This is a genomic window from Hominimerdicola alba (assembly GCF_900109655.1).
Taxonomy (GTDB): domain Bacteria; phylum Bacillota; class Clostridia; order Oscillospirales; family Ruminococcaceae; genus Hominimerdicola; species Hominimerdicola alba_B.
Genome location: NZ_FOAT01000001.1, coordinates 157,965 through 180,057 on the forward strand (window position 1 = coordinate 157,965; position 22,093 = coordinate 180,057).

The window sequence follows — 22,093 nt, forward strand, 5'->3', positions numbered from 1 at the left end:
AGACTATTAACTCATTTTCCAAACGTTCGCGGCTCGCACCGCTACATTAGGAAGTTTTAAATTTCTCATTCCGACGTCCTCCTTGTTCAGTTATTTATAAACAGCGCCCCAAGGGACAAAGCTATCCCGCAGAGCGCAGACCTGACTTATGATATACAAAACAGCGTGATGTAATATTGATGTTAGTCTGATAACAATTTAACAGCATATTTACTCACACTCCTATCAATGAATCTTAATACTTTTGACAGATTTTGTATTTCATATTAATAAATATATCACAACTTAACTGGGTTGTCAACGGTATAAGGTTAATTAATCAGAATCTTTGTAGGAATGATACAAAGATTGCGCTGTATCATTAGTGATATTAATAAAGCGGACATAATAATTCAAAGATTTAGAGCTCATTATGTGTAAAATATTTATAAATTTTACCAAATTATTACAATGTTTGGCGTACTGATCTATCTATCCCCCGAAATATGACTGCGGGACTTCCCCAACGATAAGGCAGTCGGTGATGATATGTTCCTCGGTAACGCTGATATCCGTGTGACCGTCGGGCAATATGGCGCGGATATCCACCGTGACAACAGCGTATACCGTCAGCCGTGACTGGTTTATCCCCGCAGTTTCAAGGGTGGAGCGGAACTCGCTTTTTACAGCACCTATCTGCTGAACACTGAGGTCAACGGAGTTGTTCCCCACCGCCGGCAGAGGTATGCCTATCAGCGTGCCTATGGGTATGGCTATGCCATCTTCGCCCAGTTTGTCTATCCCCTTTTCTACTTCCTCGGTGAGTATGTTTTTTACGCGGTTTGCTGAATCGGCATTCAGCTTCGCAGAAATTACAGCGCCGTTCCCATCGGTGGTAAGCTTGTATATATCCTCGCAGGGACATTGTGAGATAGTTCTTTCCACCGCCGATGTGATGATATCGGTGGCGGCTTCCCTGCCGCGGTACTCGGTAATCTCGGCTAAATGCTCCCGCAGTTCCCCGATTATACATATTCCCACCAATGCTATAACGATCAGCGTCCCAAGAAAGATGTATGACGCTTTGCATTTTCGCGATATTCTTTTTCTGCTCAAAAAAATCACCCCTGTGTATTCTACTCAGAAATACACAGGGGTGTGATATTTTATGGAAAATTACTTAGCCTTTACAGCTTCCTTTGCCTTAGCAACGATATTTTCAGCACAAAGACCGAACTCCTTCAGCAGATCAACTGCAGGTCCGGAGTGACCGAACTCGTCGTTAACGCCAATTCTGAACTGCTTTGTGGGGCACTTAGCAGTCAGAACGTCTGCAACAGCAGAACCCAGACCGCCGATGATGCTGTGCTCCTCAACAGTCAGAACAACACCGCACTTCTGCGCGTTCTTTACGATGATATCCTCATCGATGGGCTTGATGGTGTGGATATTGATAACAGCAGCGTCGATGCCCTCATCAGCCAGAGTCTTGGCAGCCTCGATAGCCTCGCCTACCATCAGACCTGTTGCGAATATTGCGATATCCTTGCCATCTCTCAGCTGAACGCCCTTGCCAAGTTCAAACTTGTAGGTTGCAGGGTCATTGATAACGGGAGCAGCAAGTCTGCCAAAACGCATATATACAGGACCCTCGTGGAGGATAGCAGCCTCAACGGCAGCTCTAGCCTCGGTATCATCAGCAGGATTGATAACGGTCATGCCTGGGATAGTTCTCATCAGGGCGATATCCTCGTTGCACTGGTGTGTAGCGCCGTCCTCACCAACAGAGATACCTGCGTGAGTAGCACCGATCTTAACGTTCAGGTGAGGATAACCGATGGAGTTTCTTACCTGCTCGAAAGCTCTGCCTGCTGCGAACATTGCAAATGTGGAAGCGAAAGGTATAAGACCTGTTGCAGCCATACCGGCAGCCACGCTCATCATGTTGCTCTCTGCGATACCGCAGTCAAAATGTCTGTCAGGGAACTTCTTCTTGAAGATACCTGTCTTGGTAGCTGCTGCCAGGTCGGCATCCAGAACTACCAGCTTATCGTACTTATCACCAAGCTCAGCAAGCGCGTTGCCGTAGCTTTCTCTAGTTGCTATCTTCTTTACATCAGCCATGACTTAGCCCTCCAGTTCTTTCAGATGTGCGGTAAGCTCCTCAACAGCCTGTGCATACTGCTCGGCATTAGGTGCAGTACCGTGCCACGAAACGTTATCCTCCATGAAGGAAACGCCCTTGCCCTTTGTACTCTTCATAACGATGACAGTGGGCTGTCCGCAGACAGTTTCAGCCTCGTTGAAAGCCTTGTCAAGGGAATCAAAGTCGTGGGCATCAGCTTCGATAACGTGAAGACCGAAAGCCTTGAACTTGTCAACTATCGGATAAGGAGACATTACATCGCTTACCTTACCGTCGATCTGGAGACCGTTGTTATCAACGATCATAACGAGATTGTCAAGCTTGTAGTGAGCGGCGAACATTGAAGCCTCCCATACCTGACCTTCCTGTATCTCGCCGTCGCCGAGAACAGTGTAAACCTTGTAATCAGCGCCCTGATACTTAGCGGAAAGTGCCATACCTGCGGCTACGGATACGCCCTGTCCGAGAGAACCGGAAGACATATCAACACCGGGGATATGTATGCAGGGATGACCCTGGAGCAGAGCACCGATATGTCTAAGGCTCTTGAGTTCATCCTCGGGGAAAAATCCCTTCTGAGCCAGTGTGGAATAAAGTGCGGGTGCAGTGTGACCCTTGGACAGAACGAATCTGTCTCTGCTAGCCTCATCGGGCTTATCGGGATATACATTAAGCTTTGCAAAATAAAGATAGGTCAGCAGATCGGCTATCGAAAGAGAGCCGCCGGGATGACCCGACTTAGCGTTATAAACGCCCTCGATGATGCCGAGACGTACCTTGGTGGCAGTTATCTCAAGCTGTTTTTTAAGTGTAGCGTCCATAAAAAAACCTCCAAATTATCTGATTGTTTCGGATTGTCTGTAATGCTGTGGCAAGAAGATACGCATACATTCAGCCGAGCACACATGGCTTCACATACACGCGGCTTCTATGCCTTACAGTCATATACCCAGACGTCCGTATATATACTCAAGTGCCGCTGCAACAGCGTCCTCTTCGCAGGAAACATCAAGCACAAGGTCGCAGACCTTCTTGACTTCCTCTACTGCGTTTGAAGGACATATTGCCACATCGGCAGCCTGGAGCATTTCAATATCATTATTGTAATCGCCCATAGCAACGAAGGTGTAATCCTCCATGCCGCAGAGCGACCGCATTTTTTCAAGAGCCGAACCCTTCGAGATATTCTGTGGAAGGATCTCATAATACTCGGGAGCGCTTCGGACAAAGTCTACGCCTGTCCAGCCGCGTTTCTCTACGTAATCCATAAGTCTATCCATCTTTTCGGGTTCAATGGCGAAGAGCACTTTGTACCAATCGCCTGGCATTTCATCTACCCCGCATAGAACGGGTTTTACTTTACAGATGACATTGTGTTTTGCTTCCAGCGGAGTCATCTGCGGTACATATACAGCATCAAGTGTAAGTACTTCACACCCAACATCGGGATTATCTCTGAGTATCTCTGAGACGATACCCCTGGTGAAATCTGGTACGAAAACATCATGTATCTGCTTTTGGCGGTCAAGGTCGTAGACCATTCCGCCGTTGCTCATGATTATGGGACAATTGACACTGAAAGATTCAAAATACTGCTGTGCTGCCTGAATAGCTCTGCCTGTGGCAATAGAGAATTTTCCGCCTTTGCTCTGGAAATCTGCTATCGCTTCAATGCTTCGCTGTCCCGGTATTTTGCTTGACGGCAGAAATGTACCGTCCATATCGGTTATAAGCAGTACCTTGTATATATCTTCAAACATTAAAAATGTTATCCTTTCCTTAGCTTATCAAGCACCTTGACAAAATATTCTGGCAGTTCACTGTCGAACTCCATATACTCACCGCTTTCGGGGTGAATGAATCCCAGCTTTTTAGCGTGAAGACACTGACCTGCAAGTCCTTTATACGCCTTACCGTAGACATCGTCACCAATTACGGGATGTCCGATAAAGGCGGAATGAACCCTTATCTGATGAGTACGCCCTGTTTCAAGTCTGAATTTGACCAGTGAATACTGACCCAGGTCTTCGAGAACTTCGTAGTGAGTAACAGCTTCCTTGCAGTTCTGATAAGTCACGCACATTTTCTTGCGGTCTAACTTGCTTCTGCCTATCGGTTCGTTGACAGTACCTGTCAAGTCTTTGAACCTGCCGACGCATATGGCGTTGTATTCACGGGTGAATCTGTGATCTTTGATCTGTTCGGCAAGAAAATTATGAGCCTTATCGGTCTTTGCAACCATCAGCAGACCGCTTGTGAATTTATCTATCCTGTGGACGATACCCGGGCGGATAACGCCGTTGATAGAAGATAATCTGCCTTTACAGTGGAACATCAGCGCGTTTACGAGAGTACCGTCAGGATTGCCTGCCGCGGGATGGACTACCATTCCCTGAGGCTTATTTACCACTAACAGCGAGTCGTCCTCGTATACGATATCTATCGGGATATCCTGTGGTTCGGCTTTTAGTTCTTCGGGCTCGGGGATATCAACAGTAACGTTATCACCGTTTTTCATCTTGTAATTCTTGCTGACAGCTTTGCCATTAACAAGAACACATCCCTCGGTCACAAGTTTTTGCAGTGCCGACCGCGACATATCAGACAGCTGTTCGGACAGAGTTTTATCTATCCTTTCGCCGATATTTTCAGTCACTGCGGTAAATTCAAAACGATCAGGCATCTGCTTTTACCTTTTTCTTATCAAGTTTATCTGATTTACTCTTTTTGACATCTGAAATAACGATTGAGAGACAGAAAGCTATAGCTCCCAGCACTATACAGATGTCTGCAAAATTGAATATCGGGAAATCTATGGGCTCAAATTTGATATAGTCAATGACCTCATGCATCCTCACTCTGTCGATGAGATTGCCTACACCGCCCGCGATTATCATAGCCACCGAAACTATTTCAAGTTTACTGCCTTTGCGCACCTTGTACATATAGAATATGCCTGCAATGCACACGATTATCGGCAGTGACACCAGAAACCAGGTCTTTCCTGACATAATGCTCCACGCTGCACCTGAGTTCCTTATATGTGTCAAGCTGAATATCTTTGCATCACCGAACTTGATAACTTCAATAACTTTGCCAAGTTCGATCTTATTATTTACAACTACTTTCAGCACCTGATCTGTAACGATCAGAAATGCCGCAAGCAAAAGTGAAAGTGCGAACATTTCACACCTGCCCTCCGAGAGTATTTTAAACCATCAAAAGGCCCTGCAAAAACAGAGCCTTCATAGACCTATTAACCGTTCTTTTTGCCGAACTGGAGATCTTCAGGATTGGGCTTGTGTATTACGGGGTCGAAAGAGCCTGTGTTCAGTACCTTGTCAAGTTCTGCTGTGGATGCAGTGGGAGCTGCCTGCTGAACAGGTACGGGCTGCTGAACGGGCTGTTCCTGGACAGGCTCGTCACCGAAACCTTCTGTCATGTCAGCTGCGTCCTCATACTCTTCTTCGTCATCGTAATATTCACCTTCGCCGTTTTCGTAAGCTTCAAGCTCCTCGTCGGTGAGTGTAGGCAATTTCATGACCAGCTTGATCTGCTCCTGATAGAGAGAAGTGAGTTCGGACTTGAAGTAAGTAACCTCGGCTCTCAGCTCGTCGTAAGCTGCTTTTTCCTCATCATAAGCATCTCTGAGAGCATTGATCTTCTGCTCAGTGATCTCGGTGTTCTCCTTGATGAGTGCAGCACATCTTTCCTTGTGCTCTCTTACGATCTTTTCGCACTCTGCTGCGGACTGCTCAGCCAGCTTTCTCTGTTCGCTCTTAGCACCGTCAACGATTGCAGCTGCTTTGTTCTTAGCGTCGTTGATTATTTTGGCTGCTTCTTTCTGTGCAGAAAGAAGAGCACCCTTGATAGCGTCCTCGTCCTCTTTATACTCGCTGACTTTTTCTACCAGCTTGGATATCTTAGCTTCGCTGTCGGCATTTTCTGCTTCAAGTGCTGCAAATTCTTTTGCTACCTCAGCCAGAAATCTGTCTACTTGCGCCGGGCTGTAACCATTTTTTTCAGATTCAAAAGCTGCGCTTTTGATACTTTTTGCTGTCATCATTATTATGTCCTCCTAAATATATTTACAAATAGTGATATGAATTCTGTCCTTATGACTTACACCGTCAACGGATCTGAGCAGGAACTTTCCGTGACCTCTTGCGGAGATCTTATCCCCAGACTCAACAGTTCTGCTTGGCTGATCTGTTTTTTCGTGAGAAACTTCGACAACCCCGCCTTTTATCAGGCCGGAAGCCTTTTCACGCGAGATCCTAAGTGCAAGTGACAGCACGCTGTCCAGTCTTAGCGAAGCAACTGTACCCGTTATTTCCCGAAATTCGGGTTCTTTAACAGACTGTGCGTCAAAGCCTTCTTCAGTCTTGACACCAACTCTGCCAATTTTTGATATCCCGAGAACGTCCCGTGCAACAGTATCTTTAACAAATACCGTAGCCAAACCAATGCTTACAAGGATATCACCGACACAGCCGCGGGTAATGCCCAAAGCCATAAGTGAACCCAGAAAATCTCTGTGGCTCAGCTTGTCCTCGGGACGAAATCTGAATGTCACCGCCTGCATCGGGAATGTTTCAATGATATTTTCATCGCTGTACTGCGGATACACGCAGAGCATTTTTCTCTCAGCGTTTTCATATCCGCCCCACAGCAAGTAATTTTCGTATTTTACCGAAGCCATGACCTTTTCGCAAAGCCTGCACTGCCTTTCATCGAGAAATGCTGAATACTTTGTTATGTACTTTTCTTCTGCCATTTCCGTCCAGTCAAGAAAAGTTGAAAGCAGGCGCTTATCGTCATCGCTCAGTTCATTAAGGAATGAAAAATTCCTAAGCTTCATCAGAAGCTGTAACCGTTATTTTCAAGTTCGGTCAGCAGATCTTTGCCGTCGAACTTTACATTCTTTGACATGATGGCAAAAGTCTTCTGTGCCATCATCTTTATCTGAGCCTTGTTAGCGTAAGCAACGCCCGAGAGAAAATCAAGTATTCTCTTAGCGTCATCGCTCTTTACCATTTCAAGATTAAGTATTACCGTTTTGTACGCGTTTATATCGTCGCCGATGCTCCTTACCTCGGAGAAATCAACAGGTCTGGCAAGTACGATCTGTAAAGTAGTTGTCTGATCAAAGCTCATAGTGTGCTCCCCCTCATATCTGTTTGCTGAGCTTGTCCCTGTACTGAATGAGGACTCGCTCCCGGTCTTGGATCTTGTAAAGCTTTCTTCAAAAGTAAATGGTCTTTCTGTGAAGACATCATTCTCTTTTGAACGTGCGCCTGACTTGGATTTTGAACCGCTGAAATCATTATCATCAAAGAAGCCGTCTTTTGCTGATGAACCTTTGCTGCTCTTAGGCGAACCGAAATCCTGTCCGAAATCAACTTCGTCGGATTCGTCTTCACCTATAAAAAGATTTGTAAAACCTTTTAATATGCCCATTATCTAACCCTCCAAATAATTTCTGGCACCGAACAGTGCGGTACCTATACGTACGAGGTTTGAGCCGTGCTTTATTGCAAGCTCATAATCTCCGGACATTCCCATCGAGAGTATCTCCATGGAAACGTTGGGCACAGATCTTTCCTTTACACGGAGAAAGATGCTGTGCATACGGTCGAACATATCCTCACCGCAGCCCACGGGCGGTATAGCCATAAGTCCTTTGATGCGGACATTTTCCAGCTGTGCGGTCTCATAGATGAGCTCATCCAGCCCCTCTTCTGCAACACCGCTCTTGCTCGCTTCATCGCCGATATTTATCTCGAGCAGAACATCCATGGTCCTGTCATTCTTTGCGGCGAGTCTGTTTATCTCTTTTGCGAGCTTGATACTGTCGACTGACTGTATCATTGAGACTTCGTTTATAATATATTTGACCTTATTTGTTTGCAGGCGTCCTATCATATGCACCTGCGCCGTTTTGATATAACTGTCTTTTTTTGAAAGATATTCCTGTACTCTGTTCTCACCCAGCAGAGTAATTCCCTGCTCTATCGCGAAATTGATCTTTTCGGGAGCAACAGTCTTTGTCACAGCCATAATGTCTATCTTTTCATCACTGCTGCGATACTTTGCTCTAGCGTTTTCCACATTATCACAAATTCGCTTGTAGTTTTCCAATACTTCACCGAACTCATTCTGAGGACACTGTGTCCCCTTCGGTCTCACTGTTGACTGACACATCTTTATTTGATACCACCTCTAGCAGAATTTGATCATAAAGCAACAGATAATCCTGATCAGAAGTATTCTCCGAAAGAACGAAATCGTCGCCCTCATATATGACCTTGATCTTCTTGAAGGAGATATCCTTGCCTAGTATCACGTAAACGCCCTTTTCGTCTCCCTGGAACCTGAGAGCGCTTCTTGGCACTTTGATGCCCTGATATTCGTCAAAAATAAGCTTTGCGGAAAGAACTCTGGAATCTACGAGAGTCTGATCAACTCTGTCGCAGTCAAGTACGATGATCATATTATCACCGCTGGATTTCACAGAATCTACTTTACAGTTATATACTGTTCTTGAAGAATTCAGTTTGAGTGATACCTCAGCGTCGTCAGTGATCCTTGAATCTGCCTTTACTATACCGACGATCTTGCAGTTATAACTGTCGAAGGTCTTGCCTATTGCATTGGCAGGTGCTGATTTTCCACCCTTTATGACATCACGAATATCACTTTCGCTCAGATTTCCAACATCGGAAGTCTTGAGTTTATCTTCGTAGCCGTCTGCATAGGATACAAAATATCCTGTCCTGTCAGACTTTATAACATCATCCGGCTCGGTTGCCATATCAATAAGGTTGTTCCGCTCGGACTTAAGTGTATCGATAGCTTCGGAAAATCCTGCTTCGGTACCTGTAATCACGCTGTACATATTACTGTTCAGCGCTATCCTTGATCTTATATCGGGTATCCTGTCAAGTTCCCTGTTCTCCACCGCTTCAAGAAGATCGTTATAACCGTTCTTTACTCCCGAAATAAGCGCATCGGGTTCGGCATAATTGGTAGTTGCGGGATCCTGAGCTTTTTCAAGCTGTTCTATCTCAGCATCTATCTCGGCTATTCTGTCCTTGGCATATATAGCCTTTTCAGATGTGTATACCTCAGCGATAGTATTGTTCACCGAGACTTTGCTGCCGTCGGGATACTTATAATCAAGTATTCCTGTGCCGTTATATGTTACCACGCTCTCGTCCCTGACTATTATTCCGTCGAAGACGATATCTTCATTTACAGTGGCAAGCACTGCTTCTTCGGTATCGTGTTTATCGTGCAGAAAATAGTAGACCTGAGTACATATGGTGGTCAGCATCAAAAGTGAAACCAGAGCCGCAAGTATCTTTACGGTCAATGAATTCATCTGTGCATTACTTCCTTATCCTTCTGTATGTTCGTTCTTTGCTGCATCAAGGATATTGATGGAACGGTCTGGAACTATTGTAGATATCGCGTGCTTGTACACAACGTTCTGCTTGCCTTCGCAATCGAGAAATACTACATAGCTGTCGAATGCCTTTACTATACCCTTAAACTGATAGCCGTTCATCAGAATGAACTTGACCATCACCTGTTCCTTTCTTGCCTGATTCAGAAATACGTCCTGAAGATTGATATTCTTATTCACAATAAACACTCCTTCTCTTTATCTTCGTGTGTCTGAAATAGGGTGTGCAGAAATATGCTCACCATACCATACGAATACCGCAAAAGAAACCAACGGCGGCATTCAAACCATAGAGATGCATTTTATTATACATCACACTATATTATAACACATTATTTCGGATTTGGCTACTATATTTTGAACATTTTCAATTATTTTTTTCGATTCGTCAAAATTATCAATTTTCACCCACGAAATATCAGCAACTCGCCTAAACCAGGTGAGCTGTCTTTTAGCATAATGCCTTGTTTCGAGGATTATTTTTTCCAGACAATCATTTAGTTCGGCTTTGCCCTCAAAGTAAGGCACAAGCTCTTTGTAGCCTATCGCCTGCCCCGCAGTTGCAAGTCCGCCTTTCTGCCAGACTTCCCTGCACTCCTCCACCATGCCGTTTTCTGCCATTATACGTACTCTTTTTTCGATGCGGTCATAGAGGTACTGTCTGTTTTCGGCGGTAAGACCAATAATGCAAGCCTTATAAGGAGATTCCTCTCTCCTGCTGTTTACCTTATGCTCAGATAGCTTTGTTCCCGTAAGTTCAAAAACTTCAATGCCTCTGATGACTCTAGGAAGATTGTTCTCATGAACTTTCTCCGCTGTTTCGGGGTCTATATCTTTAAGCTTCAGCCAGAGAGCGTGTGCGCCCTCATCTTTTGCCTGTTTTTCAAGTCTCTCACGGATAACGGGATCACTGCCTGTGTCATCGAATATTATATTATCCACCAGTGAGCTGATATAAAGACCTGTTCCGCCGCATATTATAGGAAGTTTGCCTCGTTCCCTGACTTCTCTTATCTTCTGACCTGCCAGAGAAACATAGTCTGCCACGCTGAAAGGTTCATCGGGTTCAAGAAAATCTATCAAATGATGAGGTATCCCCTGCATCTCTTCAACGGTGGGCTTAGCTGTGGCGATGTTCAGACCCTTGTATATCTGCATGGAATCAGCGGATATTACCTCGCCGTTATAAAGCTTCGCCATTTCAACGGCAAGGGCTGTCTTGCCAGAGGCGGTAGGCCCTGCTATGACAAGAAGCGGTATTTTGTTTTTATCCATGCGCTCACCTCTATATATTATAATAGTATACCTGTCATACAAGTCTTCTGAACTGCTTTTCTATATCCTTTTTGCTGAGGGTTATCAGCACAGGCCTGCCGTGGGGGCAATACCTAATATTTTCGTTTCCGTAGACGGCATTCAGCAAAGCCTGAAGCTCGATAGTGCTGTTGTTGTCATTTGCTTTTATTGCCGCCTTGCAGGCAATGGAATGATAAAGGTCATCGAAGATCTCCAGCTGTGGGTCATTCCTACACTGAATGAAATTCCTTGCAAGCTCGGTGATTATATCCGTGGGATTTTCCGAATCTCCAAGAATTATCGGAACGCCCTTAACTGCAACTGTCGGTGCAACATCGGGCTCAACTTCAAATCCAAGCTTGCCAAGTTTGTCAACATTAGCTGCCAGTGCATCAAATTCCTCATATGAAAGCATGACCATCACAGGTTCAAGAAGCATCTGAGTTTCCAGCTCACTGAGATCACTTTTTATCTTTTCAAAAATATATCTCTCGTGGGCGGCGTGCTTATCCATCAGCAGCATCTCATCACCGACCTGAGCAACAACGTAAGTTCTGAAAAGCTCGCCGATGACTACAGGCTTTGGCTTTTCAGGTTCTTTTTTGACTTCCTGAACTACGGAACGGATAAAGCTTCTGTCATTTATAAAGTGGAAGCTTTCATCTTTTTTCTCTTCTTCGGGGGCCTCCGGGAGTGGGATATCCTGAAGTACCTTATTTATCTCCTCGACAGTTATCCTTTCGGGCTTTTTAGGCTCAGGCTGAGGAACAGGCTGTTCAAGACTGGCAAGGAAAAGGTCTTCACCCGATTTCCTTGCTTCTTCATCGATGGGGATGTTCTCCACTTTGGTTATCTTCGGCTGATAAAACTTGGGCTCGGGCGGTTCCGGGAGAGGTATCTCTTTTGCTGCTACAGGCTCGGGAACTAACTGCACCTGAACAGGCTTCTGTGCTGGCTGTTCAGTGATCTCCTGCAAAACCTTGTCAGCATCGGGGAGAGTTTCTTCCTCAACAGTAAATTCCAACTGAACACTCTTGTCCTCGGGTGGAAAATCATAAAGCTCGTGATCGGTAAAATTCCTGTGGTTTTCAAGTTTCAGCTCGTTAGGCTCGTCCTTCTCCATAAGACAGTTCTTCACCGCAAAATAGACCGCTTCATGTATCAGCTTTTCATCAGAAAAACGAACTTCTATTTTTGTGGGATGAACGTTAACGTCAATGGTGTTGGGCGGGACATCGATATAAAGCACGCAGGCGGGAAATTTGCCAACCATAATATTGTTGCGGTAGGCTTCTTCGATGGCAGCTGCGCAGGCTTTTGACCTTACAAATCTGCTGTTTACGAAAAAATTCTGAAACTTTCGATTAGGCTTTGCAGAAAGTGGCTTCACCGTGTAGCCGTAAACGTGTATCCCCTGCCATGTGTAATCAACTTCGATAAGGCTGTTTGCGAATTCTCTGCCGTAAACGGAATAAACTGCGGAATATATCTTGCCGTCTCCCGCTGTGATTATCTCGGCTTTGTTATCACGTATGAGTTTGAAAGAAACATCAGGGTGTGAAAGGGTCAGCTTTGTAACAAGGTCGGCTACGTGATTTGCTTCGGAACTGTCCTTTTTCAGAAATTTCAGCCTTGCGGGAACGTTATAGAAAATATCTCTGACCACGAAAGTTGTGCCGTCGGGACAGCCGCACTGTTCGCTCGTTTTTTCAACTGCGCCCTCAATAGAATAATGAGTGCCGTAATTGTCATCACGGCGCTTTGTCAGCACATCGACCTTTGCTACCGCGCAAATAGAAGCAAGAGCTTCACCTCTGAAACCAAGGGTCATTATGCGGTCAAGGTCATCTTTCTGAGATATCTTACTGGTGGCATGACGAAGAAAGGCTGTGGGCAGATCTTCGGGTGCTATGCCTTTGCCGTTGTCGGTCACTCTCATATAAGTCCTGCCGCCGTTCTTTATCTCAACGGTGATGACTGTTGCACCTGCATCTATGGCGTTTTCGAGAAGTTCCTTTATCACCGAGGCGGGTCTGTCGATGACCTCACCCGCGGCGATAAGTTCGGAAACTTCCTTGCTCAAAACTCTTATCTCTGACATTTTACATTCCTGTTCTATGGCTCAAAGCCTATATCTGAATAATTCATTACCCTTTCGGTCACGGATTATGACCTCATTTTCATCCTGCCATTCGAGTGTTCCCAATTTGTCAGTATAACTTTACCATGGGGCACTCGATGAAGCATATCTCATCCGACAAAGCTCTTTCCTGCCTTTATATATAACCAAATACAATTTCGCACAGTTAATGCTCTGCTCGACCTCGACAGCTGCCTTATGCTTTTTATCGGGTGAGGTGACATACTTCCCGTACCTGAAATGATTGACAAATCCGCTCTCGGCTATCTGTTTCTTCACACGTTCGAAAAAAGACATATCCCAGCCCCTTTCACCGCCGTAAAACTGAACAGCGTCCATGATCGTTCTGAGCCAGAAACTGCTTTTTTCGGAGTTATCCAAGCTCAGATATGAGCAATTGTCAAAGGGGATATGCAATATGGGAAAGCTTTCTTGTTGCTCCAAACTCTCACTGTCAGCAAAAGCATCCATACAGATATTGAGCATTTTACAGCTGTCATTTTCATAGTATCTCATAAGCTTTACAAACATATCCGCCACATGAGCCGACTCACTTCGCACAAGCTTTGTGTCTTCTTGTTTATCGTCACTGCGGCAGAATATGTTTATATCTTTAAGTCTCATACATACCTCAGCAGATCTTTTACAAACTCCCTGAGTTCCTCATCGTTCATTTCGTCGATGTTGGTCTTGCGGAGTTTGTCCGTAACTATGCTGTCGCTAATCCTGTCGAAGGATATCTGTCCGCTGTCGCTTTCTGCAACTGCAGCTTTCGCTTTTATTGACTCAGCTTCCATTTCTCCAAGGAGCGATTTTGCTCTGCCGATTATCTTGTTCGGCAGACCCGCAAGCTTAGCAACTTCTATACCAAAGCTTTCATCTGCTCCACCCTTTACTATCTTACGCAGGAACTTGATATTATCTCCCTGGCGCTTCACCGCAACGGAATAATTCTTCACACCTTCAAGTTCGTCTTCAAGAGCAATAAGCTCATGGTAATGGGTAGCAAAAAGGGTCTTGCATCCAAGAGAGCGGGAAGTTGAGATAAACTCCGATACCGCGCGGGCTATGGCGATTCCGTCAAAAGTAGAAGTACCTCTGCCAACCTCATCGAGAATGACAAGGCTGTTCTTTGTGGCGTGCTTTACGATGTCAGCTACCTCGCTCATTTCAACCATAAATGTTGACTGTCCTGCGGTAAGGTCATCGGATGCGCCTATTCTCGTGAATATCTGGTCAACTACCGAGATCTTTGCATAGTCCGCAGGTACAAAACAGCCTATCTGCGCCATAAGGGTTATCAGTGCAACCTGACGCATATATGTGGATTTACCCGACATATTCGGACCTGTTATAACAGCCATACGGTTGCCAGTCAGGTCAAGATAGGTGTCATTCGGCACAAAAACTTCGTCCTGCTGCATCAGTTCAACAACAGGGTGTCTGCCGTTTTTGATATTGATGATACCGTCGATAGCGATCTCGGGCTTGGTATAATTGTTCTTGATCGACGCAGTCGCGTAAGAGCAGAGAACGTCTATCTCAGCCACAGCGGTAGCAGTTTCCTGAACTAGTCTAAGCTGAGTGGCGATGAACTCTCTTACCTCGCCGAAGATCTCCTGCTCGAGGGTAAGTATCTTGTCACTTGCACCGAGAATGGTGTTCTCAGCAACTTTCAGTTCATCGGTTATAAATCTTTCGCAGTTGGCAAGAGTCTGTTTTCTGATATAATGATCGGGTATCAGATCGTAGTAGGATTTTGTGACCTCTATATAATATCCGAAGACCCTGTTATAGCCGATTTTCAGATTCTTGATGCCTGTCTTTTCCTTTTCGCGCTCGGCTATATCATCGATCAGACCTTTACCGCCCGAAATGATATTTCTCAGACCGTCAAGCTGTTCGTTGAAGCCCTCACGGATAACTCCGCCGTCCTTGACATTTGCGGGAGGTTCGTCCACGATGGCATTTTCAACAAGGTTCGATACCGCATCAAGGGTGGATATCCTGCCGGTGCAGTCCTTGATAAGCTTGCCGTCAAATGCGGAGAGCAGTCTTTTCAGCTCGGGAAGTTTCAGCGCTGTAAGTGAAAGTGACTTGAGGTCGCGTGGGCTTGCAGAACGGTACATTACCCTGGTCATAAGACGTTCAAGGTCATAAACACCGCTAAGCACTTCGCGTATCTCACCAAGAGAAACAGGATCGCGGACAAGCTGTTCAACTGCGTTAAGCCTGTCGATGATCTTCGCGGGATTGATAAGGGGCTGTTCCAGCCATGATTTCAGCATACGGTTGCCCATGGAGGTCTTTGTATTGCTGATGACCCAGAGAAGAGAGCCCTTTTTCTGCTTGTTTCGCAGTGTCTCTGTAAGTTCAAGATTTCTGCGGGCAGTAAAGCCTATGGTCATTATGGGGTCGGCATCATGACGGGTTATTTCCGAGAATCTTCCAACCAGTGCTTTTTGTGTTTCGTGTATATATGCGAAAAGTCCGCATACCGCATAGGCGCAGAGACTATCAGCTTTCAGTCCCAATGAATCAAGACTGTTTACCGAGAACTGTGTGAGAACTTCGTCAGTATGATTAGCAGGGTCGAAGTCTGCGTCTTCAAGAAGCTGAACACTGGTCTTTATCTTTTCACGGATAAATGCAGATATCTCTCTGTTGGAAAGGATAGCGTCATTTATCAGTATCTCCGATGGCGCAAATCTTGAAAGCTCGTTTATAGCGCTGTTGGCTGTATCCTTGCCGGTAAAGTCAAAAAGATGAACTTCACCTGTGGAGATATCCGCCAGACAAAGTGCCGCCTCTTTTGACTGCATATAGAACGCACAGAGATAATTGTTTGAGGACTCGTCCAGCATACTGCTTTCAATAAGCGTGCCGGGAGTGACAACCCTGATGACATCACGTGGAACAAGACCTTGGCATTCCGAGGGGTCTTTTGTCTGCTCACATATCGCCACCATGTGACCTTTTTCTATCAGCTTTTTAAGATAAACATCACAGGCATGGAAAGGCACGCCGCACATAGGGGCGCGTTCCTCAAGACCGCAGTCTCTGCCCGTAAGGGTAAGCTCCAGTTCCTTTGAAACGATCAGTGCATCGTCAAAAAACATTTCGTAAAAATCACCCAGACGGTAGAAAAGAATGTGGTTTTTGTACTTCTTTTTCACCGCCAGATACTGTTTCATCATGGGTGTAAGCTTTGATTCATCTATCTCTTTAAGTGTCACTTCTGCCCGCTCCGTTCTATTTAATGGATATTATATCAAATACTAGCCGCAGCCGCCGCAAGTTGAGCAGCTTCCCGTGCAACCTGAGGGTGCCTGTGCAGGGCAAGTCTCGGGATCTTCGCCGTTCGCTGCCTGCTGAAGTATGTAGTATACGCTCTTCATAAGCGCATCGATATCAGCCTTAGCCTCATTATACTCGATCATCTTGGGCATTGCCATGATCTTCTCATAAAGTTCCTTGATATCGTGATCGAGAGTTGTGAGCCTGTCAGCATCCTTATCGGGCTTTCTCATCTCAACACTGAGATCCTGACGCATCTGGTTGAACTTGCCGATCTCGTTCTGTATCTCGGTATCGGTATCGTTCAGCGCACAAGCTGCCTCGTACTTCTTGTATCTTTCATCTTCCTGAATGGCTTTCCCAAGCTGTCTTGTAAGTTCTATAACGTTCATTTTTACTACTCCTTAAACTATATTATTCAGTGACAATTTCGCCCTCAAGCGCCCAGTTCATAGCCTTGGTTATGCGCACGTTGACGAATTCACCTATGTACTTTTTATCTGCGGGAAACTCGACAATGATATTCTCATCATTCTTGCCCGTTAGCCATCCTTCGCCTGTTCTGCCCTCGCCATCAACGAGAACTTCCACGGTCTTGCCAACAAATCTGCCGAACCATTCGGAAGTGATCTCCCTCTGTTCGAGAAGAAGTTCCCTCAGCCACAGACCTTTCTGCTTGTCCGATACACTATCTTCCATTTCAGCGGCGGGTGTTCCCGAACGTCTTGAATACACGAAGGAATAAATGTTGTCATACTTCACACGCTTTATGAGTTCCTTTGTCTGACAGAATTCCTCATAGCTCTCACCGGGGAAACCTACTATCAGGTCAGTGGTGAATGAGAAATCCGGCATACGTCCACGGGCGTAATCTATCATTTCCATATACTTTTCCACAGTGTAGCGGCGGTTCATAGCTTTGAGCACCCTGTCGCTGCCTGCCTGTACAGGAAGATGCAGATGCTTGCAGATATGTCTGCTGTCGATTATCGTGTCTATCAGTTCTTTGGTAGCATCCTTGGGGTGACTGGACATGAAACGTATGCGGAATTTTCCGTCAATCGAATCTATATCCCTCAAAAGCTGCGGAAATCCGTAAGCATAGGAATTAACGTTCTGTCCCAGCAAAGTTATCTCCTTATAGCCCTGATCAACAAGTCTCCTGACTTCAGCAAGAACGGCTTCGGGCTTTCTGCTCCGCTCTCTGCCGCGTACATAAGGAACTATGCAGTAGGTGCAGAAATTGTTGCAGCCATACATTATCGGTACAAACGCCCTGAACTTGTCATCACGAAGCTGAGTCATTCCCTCGTCTATCTCGGTGCAGATCTCCGACTGATTGAAAAGACGGCGGTGCTTTGATATAACTTCCCAGAGCATGGAGTACAGCTCATTATAAGCAAAAGTGCCGAAAACCAAATCGACCTGTCGGTAAGAATCCTTTATCTTATCGGCTACGTGCTTCTGCTGGGCCATACAGCCGCAGATACCTATTATCAGGTCTTTCCTGTTCTCTTTCAGCTTTTTGAAATTTCCGATATTGCCGAACACTCTATCCTCTGCATTTTCACGTACAGCACAGGTATTCAGCAGGATAAGCTGAGCATTATCGGTAACATCGGTAAATTCATAACCGACTTTAGCCAGCATACCCTTTATCTTTTCACCGTCACTGACATTCTGCTGACAGCCGTAGGAATGTATAAAAGCCATGGGTGCATGACCGTTGTCGGAACGGAATTTTTCTGCCCATTCGGCAAGCCTGCGTGAAGCTTCCTCTTTACCGACATCGGAAACATATAATTCTGACATCACTAACCTCATTTCAATCGTAAGCAAAGATACTGCGTGTCATGGCCGACATTTTTAAGTTATAAAAGTAAATGTCGGTCAATCTGCAACATACTGTATTATTATATATCTTTTCGGGAAATTTGTCAACATTAAAAGTGCTGACAAAGCCCTCTTAAACCCTCAGTATAAGTAAATTTTTTCTTTCATTGATATCTGACAAAAGCAAAAGCACCTCCGAAAAATCGAAAGTGCTTATTAATCTTATAGTTTTTCAGGAAAATGTAACGTCATTCGATGACGAGTTTTCCCTCTGCATCGCAGAAAACGTGTCTGCCGAGGATAGTCCTCAGTGCCTTGATATTCTCTATATCAGTTGAAGCGAATTCAAGGTGACACTGCTTTGAGCCGTAATAGATATCGTACTCAAAATAGTCCTGCACGTAAACGCTAAATTTATTCAGGATATCCTCCAGCGGGTGCTGTGAGATATCGCTTGCGTCTTCGTGCTCGCCATACTCGGGTTCCTGTTCAAAAGAAATGCTGGTAAAATACAGACCATCATATTCATAAATCCCCGCAGCAACGCAGTTTACACCGTCAGCGCAGTATTTTGAGGGATAGTAATCTGCAATATTTTTCATCTTAGTCCTCCTCGGGGTCAATATCAAGTAAAGGCAGAACCGCTTTTTCAGCAGCATCAAAGCCTTCCTCGCTTTTTGATGCAAACATCACAAGGCTTCTGCAACTGTCGGGCATAAGAGCCAGATAGGAATCTTCGTTGATACGGTAGAACTGAGCACCCTGATATATCCCGCTGTCTGCATACTCGATGTGCTCAAATTCACTGCGGATATTTTCAGCCTGTTCTTCATCAGCTTCCAGATAATCTTCCGTCGCATACTCAAGACCGCTTGTCACTGCACAAAGATATCCCTCGGAGATAAGGAATTTTGAAAGGCTGTCCCCAGTTAGAAACCATTCTCCACGGTCATAGCTCTCATATACAGGCGGGTCGGGCTTGTCCATATCCTCAAGCTTTATTCCCCAGAAGGATACACTCTGATTTTCAGAGAAGAAAACATAGTATCCCTGATCCTTATACATACCGACTTTCTCGGCAGGCATAAGATAATCACCTGCGGAATTCGATGCAAGCGCATCACAGCCCGCGCACTGTCTGTAGTAGTCCTCCAATGTATCAGGAATACTGCAATATTCAGCTTTCAGCGCGGCTATTATATCCTCGCTCCAGCCCATAGGCTCTGTCAAATCAAACAGCTCTAGAAGTTCTCTGTAATCAAACATTATTCAGCATCGTCAAGCAGCTGAACTGCTTTCATCAGGATGGCAACTTCAAGACGCTTCTTCTGTATCTGGCAGGAAAGCTTGTGAGCGGCATGGATATCGCCCTGATAGATGTAGTTATTGGCATTACATCCGCCGCTGCAATAGAACTTCGCCCAGCACTTCTTACATTCGGGCTTGTTATAAACGTGAGCTTTAGCAAACTCGTCCTTCATTTCAAGGTTGAAGCTGCCGTCATAAAGGTTGCCCATCTTGTATTCCTCAACACCTACGAATTGATGGCATGGATAGATATCTCCATCGGGTGTGACAGAGCAATACTCGTTGCCGCATCCGCATCCGCGAAGTCTCTTGATAGCGCAGGGACCCTGATCGAGATCAAGCATAAAGTGGAAGAAATTGATGAACTTCCCTTCTGCTCTGATCTTAGCGATCTTTTCGGAAAGAACTTCGTACTCCTTGAAAATACGTGGCAGATCAGCTTCGGTGATGGCATAAGGCTCCTTAGCATCAGCCATAACAGGCTCAACGGAGATCTGATCAAATCCGAGATCATACAGATGCATAACATCATTTGAGAAATCAAGATTGTACTTGGTATAAGTGCCGCGGACATACCAGTCGCTGTCCTTGGGGCGCTTGTCCACAAGGCGCTTGAAGTTCTTGGTTATGGTATCATAGCTGCCCGTGCCGTCAACACGTACTCTTACTCTATCATTGACTTCTTTTCTGCCGTCAATGGACAATACGACGTTATTCATCTCCTTATTGATGAAATCGATCATTTCATCGGTAAGATGGATACCGTTGGTAGTAGTTGTAAATCTGAAAGTCTTGCCTGTTTCAGCTTCTCTGGAACGTGCATACTCAACGGTCTGCATAACAACATCGAAATTCATCGAAGGCTCGCCGCCGAAGAAATCAACTTCAAGAAATTTTCTGTCGCCTGATTTTTCAATAAGAAAATCGATAGCACGCTTAGCAGTTTCCAAGTCCATCAGCTTTCTACCAACACCGAAATCACCAGTAGAAGCGAAGCAGTACTTGCATCTCAGGTTGCAGTCATGAGAGATATGCAGACACATAGCTTTGATAGGTGAAGCCACAGCTACCAGCGCATACTTTTCGTAATCGTCCTCTGAATACAGTATCTTGTCATTGTAGAGAGATACTATCTCCTCGTAGCATTCCTTGATATCCTGTGCAGGATAGCTTCTGGAAAGCTTAGCTAATACCTCAGCGGGACACTCCTCTGCAAAAGGAGGCTCGACGCTGTCAAGTATATCATAGGTAAGATCATCTATGATATGCACGCCGCCGCTGTTGACATCAAGCAGGACATTATATCCTGCAAGTTTATATTTATGGATCATTTTCTTCCCTCGCAAATCTTAAAAAATAACGGACGACCAAAGCCCAGCCCTACGGGTCAGCCAAGACCGTGTAGAGTTGACCTGTGCTCGCCCGCTGTATCGGGAGCTATATAGCTCCCTAAAAACGGTCCTTGTGGATCAAGCGTCCTTCTCGCACTTCTGGTTAGCAACAGTGCAGGAAGTCTTGCAAGCAGACTGGCAGGAAGCCTGGCACTTGCCGCAGCCGCCCTTAGCAGCAGTCTTCTTCAGATTAGCCTTATTGATAGTCTTGATATGTTTCATAATATCATACCTCCATATACGATTTACAGATATTATATCATATTATGACATAAAGTTTATGAAGTAATATTTAACGAGATATAAATATTTGCTAAACATATAAAATCATATTATCTAGTGTACTCTTTTGGTGTTGACCCCAACTGCCCCGCCGATCGAAGCGGCTGCAACTGTAAGAAGCAATTTTCCGAAAGAGGTTATCCGTACTGAATATCCTGCGAAAATACACCCCGCTATCAGTATGGTAATAAACGTAAGTATACCCGTCAGTGCCCCCGCCGCAAGACCATTGCGCTTTCGCTTTTTGCCACCTGTGTATCCACCAAAATATGCCCCAATGACCAGTGCTCCTGTGGACATGGTCGACAAAACGCTCTTTCCCGCGTCAATCTTTGTTAGAAGAAAAGCCATAGCACATATGAGCAGCAGTATCACACCTGCCGCAACAATCAGTGCTAGCATTTGCTCGGCGGCGATACCAAGACCTCTTGAATTACTTCTGTGCTTTCTCATAGCAGTCGACCTCCCCTATTAGTCTCTACTGCTATCATATTCATGCATGATAAAATTTATTACAAAAAACAGCACCGCTTTAAAACGGTGCTGAGATATTATCAAGCCTTATCCTTTTCGTTATCGTCATCGTCGGTAACGACCTTAGCGATAGCCCATTTCATGATGCGTATCTTGCTTCTGTCGCCACCTGTTTCGATAACTACGTTATCTTCCTTGACCTGAGTAACTATGCCGATTATACCGCCGTTTGTGATGATCTCGTCACCAACATCGACATTCTCTCTCATTTCTCTGTCAGCCTTTTCCTGCTTCTTCTGAGGCTTCATGATGAAGAAATAGAAGAACACCAGTATCAGCACCAGCGGTGCGAAAGAGAGAAGATATCCGCTTGTTGTGGAATTACCGCTTGCAGACATCAGTGTTGCGTATGCATGATTCATTTTACTGCCTCCCGATTTTTAAATTACTGCTAATGATTATAGCAGAATCCAGAAAAT

General features: G+C 45.2%; 24 protein-coding genes. All 24 read right to left on the reverse strand.

Going from position 1 to position 22,093, the window contains the following annotated elements:
* Positions 1-471: 471 nt before the first annotated feature.
* On the reverse strand, positions 472-1,095 hold the full coding sequence (locus BMY75_RS00740; RefSeq protein WP_074828187.1) for a sporulation protein YunB: 624 nt from the start codon (positions 1,093-1,095) through the stop codon (positions 472-474).
* Positions 1,096-1,155: 60 nt separating this feature from the next.
* Positions 1,156-2,103, reverse strand: a complete 948-nt coding sequence (locus BMY75_RS00745; protein ID WP_074828190.1) for a transketolase family protein — start codon at positions 2,101-2,103, stop codon at positions 1,156-1,158.
* Positions 2,104-2,106: 3 nt separating this feature from the next.
* The gene (locus tag BMY75_RS00750) at positions 2,107-2,946 is read right to left on the reverse strand and encodes a transketolase (RefSeq protein WP_074828193.1); all 840 of its coding nucleotides are present in this window, start codon (positions 2,944-2,946) and stop codon (positions 2,107-2,109) included.
* A 120-nt stretch (positions 2,947-3,066) separates the two neighbouring features.
* Positions 3,067-3,885: a Cof-type HAD-IIB family hydrolase gene (locus BMY75_RS00755; RefSeq protein WP_074828195.1), complete on the reverse strand. Its 819-nt coding sequence runs from the start codon at positions 3,883-3,885 to the stop codon at positions 3,067-3,069.
* Between the two features lie 8 nt (positions 3,886-3,893).
* Entirely contained in the window at positions 3,894-4,808 is a 915-nt protein-coding gene (locus tag BMY75_RS00760) for an RluA family pseudouridine synthase (protein ID WP_074828199.1), read from the reverse strand.
* Positions 4,801-5,310 carry a signal peptidase II gene (gene lspA, locus BMY75_RS00765; RefSeq protein WP_074828203.1) on the reverse strand — a complete coding sequence of 170 codons (510 nt, stop codon included), beginning with the start codon at positions 5,308-5,310 and terminating at the stop codon, positions 4,801-4,803. Before lspA ends, BMY75_RS00760 begins: the two co-directional genes overlap by 8 nt.
* Before the next feature lie 71 nt (positions 5,311-5,381).
* Complete coding sequence (locus BMY75_RS00770; RefSeq protein ID WP_074828206.1) at positions 5,382-6,191, reverse strand: DivIVA domain-containing protein; 810 nt, start codon at positions 6,189-6,191, stop codon at positions 5,382-5,384.
* A gap of 12 nt (positions 6,192-6,203) precedes the next feature.
* On the reverse strand, positions 6,204-6,986 hold the full coding sequence (locus tag BMY75_RS00775) for a YlmH family RNA-binding protein (RefSeq protein WP_074828209.1): 783 nt from the start codon (positions 6,984-6,986) through the stop codon (positions 6,204-6,206).
* Positions 6,986-7,585, reverse strand: coding sequence for a cell division protein SepF (locus tag BMY75_RS00780; protein WP_074828211.1), 600 nt, complete (start codon positions 7,583-7,585; stop codon positions 6,986-6,988). Before BMY75_RS00780 ends, BMY75_RS00775 begins: the two co-directional genes overlap by 1 nt.
* A 3-nt stretch (positions 7,586-7,588) precedes the next feature.
* Positions 7,589-8,329 carry a YggS family pyridoxal phosphate-dependent enzyme gene (locus BMY75_RS00785; RefSeq protein ID WP_074828212.1) on the reverse strand — a complete coding sequence of 247 codons (741 nt, stop codon included), beginning with the start codon at positions 8,327-8,329 and terminating at the stop codon, positions 7,589-7,591.
* Entirely contained in the window at positions 8,280-9,509 is a 1,230-nt protein-coding gene (locus BMY75_RS00790; protein WP_074828217.1) for a biotin/lipoyl attachment domain-containing protein, read from the reverse strand. Before BMY75_RS00790 ends, BMY75_RS00785 begins: the two co-directional genes overlap by 50 nt.
* A gap of 15 nt (positions 9,510-9,524) precedes the next feature.
* Entirely contained in the window at positions 9,525-9,773 is a 249-nt protein-coding gene (hfq, locus tag BMY75_RS00795) for an RNA chaperone Hfq (RefSeq protein ID WP_013498645.1), read from the reverse strand.
* Positions 9,774-9,905: 132 nt separating this feature from the next.
* Positions 9,906-10,868, reverse strand: a complete 963-nt coding sequence (miaA, locus tag BMY75_RS00800; RefSeq protein ID WP_074828222.1) for a tRNA (adenosine(37)-N6)-dimethylallyltransferase MiaA — start codon at positions 10,866-10,868, stop codon at positions 9,906-9,908.
* A gap of 34 nt (positions 10,869-10,902) precedes the next feature.
* The gene (gene mutL, locus BMY75_RS00805) at positions 10,903-12,990 is read right to left on the reverse strand and encodes a DNA mismatch repair endonuclease MutL (RefSeq protein ID WP_074828223.1); all 2,088 of its coding nucleotides are present in this window, start codon (positions 12,988-12,990) and stop codon (positions 10,903-10,905) included.
* 120 nt (positions 12,991-13,110) lie between these two features.
* Entirely contained in the window at positions 13,111-13,653 is a 543-nt protein-coding gene (locus tag BMY75_RS00810; RefSeq protein ID WP_074828226.1) for a hypothetical protein, read from the reverse strand.
* Positions 13,650-16,265: a DNA mismatch repair protein MutS gene (gene mutS / locus BMY75_RS00815; RefSeq protein ID WP_074828229.1), complete on the reverse strand. Its 2,616-nt coding sequence runs from the start codon at positions 16,263-16,265 to the stop codon at positions 13,650-13,652. Before mutS ends, BMY75_RS00810 begins: the two co-directional genes overlap by 4 nt.
* Positions 16,266-16,307: 42 nt before the next feature.
* Positions 16,308-16,718 carry a YlbF/YmcA family competence regulator gene (locus tag BMY75_RS00820; RefSeq protein WP_074828232.1) on the reverse strand — a complete coding sequence of 137 codons (411 nt, stop codon included), beginning with the start codon at positions 16,716-16,718 and terminating at the stop codon, positions 16,308-16,310.
* Positions 16,719-16,740: 22 nt separating this feature from the next.
* Positions 16,741-18,138, reverse strand: a complete 1,398-nt coding sequence (miaB, locus tag BMY75_RS00825) for a tRNA (N6-isopentenyl adenosine(37)-C2)-methylthiotransferase MiaB (RefSeq protein ID WP_074828236.1) — start codon at positions 18,136-18,138, stop codon at positions 16,741-16,743.
* A gap of 269 nt (positions 18,139-18,407) precedes the next feature.
* Positions 18,408-18,761 (reverse strand): hypothetical protein, encoded by a 354-nt coding sequence (locus BMY75_RS00830; RefSeq protein ID WP_074828239.1) that lies wholly within the window; start codon positions 18,759-18,761, stop codon positions 18,408-18,410.
* Position 18,762: 1 nt separating this feature from the next.
* Positions 18,763-19,425 (reverse strand): hypothetical protein, encoded by a 663-nt coding sequence (locus BMY75_RS00835; RefSeq protein ID WP_074828242.1) that lies wholly within the window; start codon positions 19,423-19,425, stop codon positions 18,763-18,765.
* Complete coding sequence (gene scfB, locus BMY75_RS00840; protein ID WP_074828243.1) at positions 19,425-20,798, reverse strand: thioether cross-link-forming SCIFF peptide maturase; 1,374 nt, start codon at positions 20,796-20,798, stop codon at positions 19,425-19,427. The genes BMY75_RS00835 and scfB overlap by 1 nt, the downstream gene beginning before the upstream one ends.
* Before the next feature lie 138 nt (positions 20,799-20,936).
* On the reverse strand, positions 20,937-21,080 hold the full coding sequence (gene scfA / locus BMY75_RS00845; RefSeq protein ID WP_074828246.1) for a six-cysteine ranthipeptide SCIFF: 144 nt from the start codon (positions 21,078-21,080) through the stop codon (positions 20,937-20,939).
* Positions 21,081-21,194: 114 nt separating this feature from the next.
* Entirely contained in the window at positions 21,195-21,593 is a 399-nt protein-coding gene (locus BMY75_RS00850; RefSeq protein WP_074828251.1) for a TIGR04086 family membrane protein, read from the reverse strand.
* Positions 21,594-21,694: 101 nt separating this feature from the next.
* Positions 21,695-22,036 (reverse strand): preprotein translocase subunit YajC, encoded by a 342-nt coding sequence (gene yajC, locus BMY75_RS00855; RefSeq protein ID WP_074828254.1) that lies wholly within the window; start codon positions 22,034-22,036, stop codon positions 21,695-21,697.
* Positions 22,037-22,093 lie beyond the last annotated feature (57 nt).

Coding starts and splice junctions, on each gene's coding strand:
- BMY75_RS00745 (WP_074828190.1), bottom strand. CDS start 2,103: ATGGCTGATGTAAAGAAGATAGCAACTAGAGAAAGCTACGGCAACGCG.
- BMY75_RS00750 (WP_074828193.1), bottom strand. CDS start 2,946: ATGGACGCTACACTTAAAAAACAGCTTGAGATAACTGCCACCAAGGTA.
- BMY75_RS00755 (WP_074828195.1), bottom strand. CDS start 3,885: ATGTTTGAAGATATATACAAGGTACTGCTTATAACCGATATGGACGGT.
- BMY75_RS00760 (WP_074828199.1), bottom strand. CDS start 4,808: ATGCCTGATCGTTTTGAATTTACCGCAGTGACTGAAAATATCGGCGAA.
- lspA (WP_074828203.1), bottom strand. CDS start 5,310: ATGTTCGCACTTTCACTTTTGCTTGCGGCATTTCTGATCGTTACAGAT.
- BMY75_RS00770 (WP_074828206.1), bottom strand. CDS start 6,191: ATGATGACAGCAAAAAGTATCAAAAGCGCAGCTTTTGAATCTGAAAAA.
- BMY75_RS00775 (WP_074828209.1), bottom strand. CDS start 6,986: ATGAAGCTTAGGAATTTTTCATTCCTTAATGAACTGAGCGATGACGAT.
- BMY75_RS00780 (WP_074828211.1), bottom strand. CDS start 7,585: ATGGGCATATTAAAAGGTTTTACAAATCTTTTTATAGGTGAAGACGAA.
- BMY75_RS00785 (WP_074828212.1), bottom strand. CDS start 8,329: ATGTGTCAGTCAACAGTGAGACCGAAGGGGACACAGTGTCCTCAGAAT.
- BMY75_RS00790 (WP_074828217.1), bottom strand. CDS start 9,509: ATGAATTCATTGACCGTAAAGATACTTGCGGCTCTGGTTTCACTTTTG.
- miaA (WP_074828222.1), bottom strand. CDS start 10,868: ATGGATAAAAACAAAATACCGCTTCTTGTCATAGCAGGGCCTACCGCC.
- mutL (WP_074828223.1), bottom strand. CDS start 12,990: ATGTCAGAGATAAGAGTTTTGAGCAAGGAAGTTTCCGAACTTATCGCC.
- BMY75_RS00810 (WP_074828226.1), bottom strand. CDS start 13,653: ATGAGACTTAAAGATATAAACATATTCTGCCGCAGTGACGATAAACAA.
- BMY75_RS00820 (WP_074828232.1), bottom strand. CDS start 16,718: ATGAACGTTATAGAACTTACAAGACAGCTTGGGAAAGCCATTCAGGAA.
- miaB (WP_074828236.1), bottom strand. CDS start 18,138: ATGTCAGAATTATATGTTTCCGATGTCGGTAAAGAGGAAGCTTCACGC.
- BMY75_RS00830 (WP_074828239.1), bottom strand. CDS start 18,761: ATGAAAAATATTGCAGATTACTATCCCTCAAAATACTGCGCTGACGGT.
- BMY75_RS00835 (WP_074828242.1), bottom strand. CDS start 19,425: ATGTTTGATTACAGAGAACTTCTAGAGCTGTTTGATTTGACAGAGCCT.
- scfB (WP_074828243.1), bottom strand. CDS start 20,798: ATGATCCATAAATATAAACTTGCAGGATATAATGTCCTGCTTGATGTC.
- scfA (WP_074828246.1), bottom strand. CDS start 21,080: ATGAAACATATCAAGACTATCAATAAGGCTAATCTGAAGAAGACTGCT.
- BMY75_RS00850 (WP_074828251.1), bottom strand. CDS start 21,593: ATGAGAAAGCACAGAAGTAATTCAAGAGGTCTTGGTATCGCCGCCGAG.
- yajC (WP_074828254.1), bottom strand. CDS start 22,036: ATGAATCATGCATACGCAACACTGATGTCTGCAAGCGGTAATTCCACA.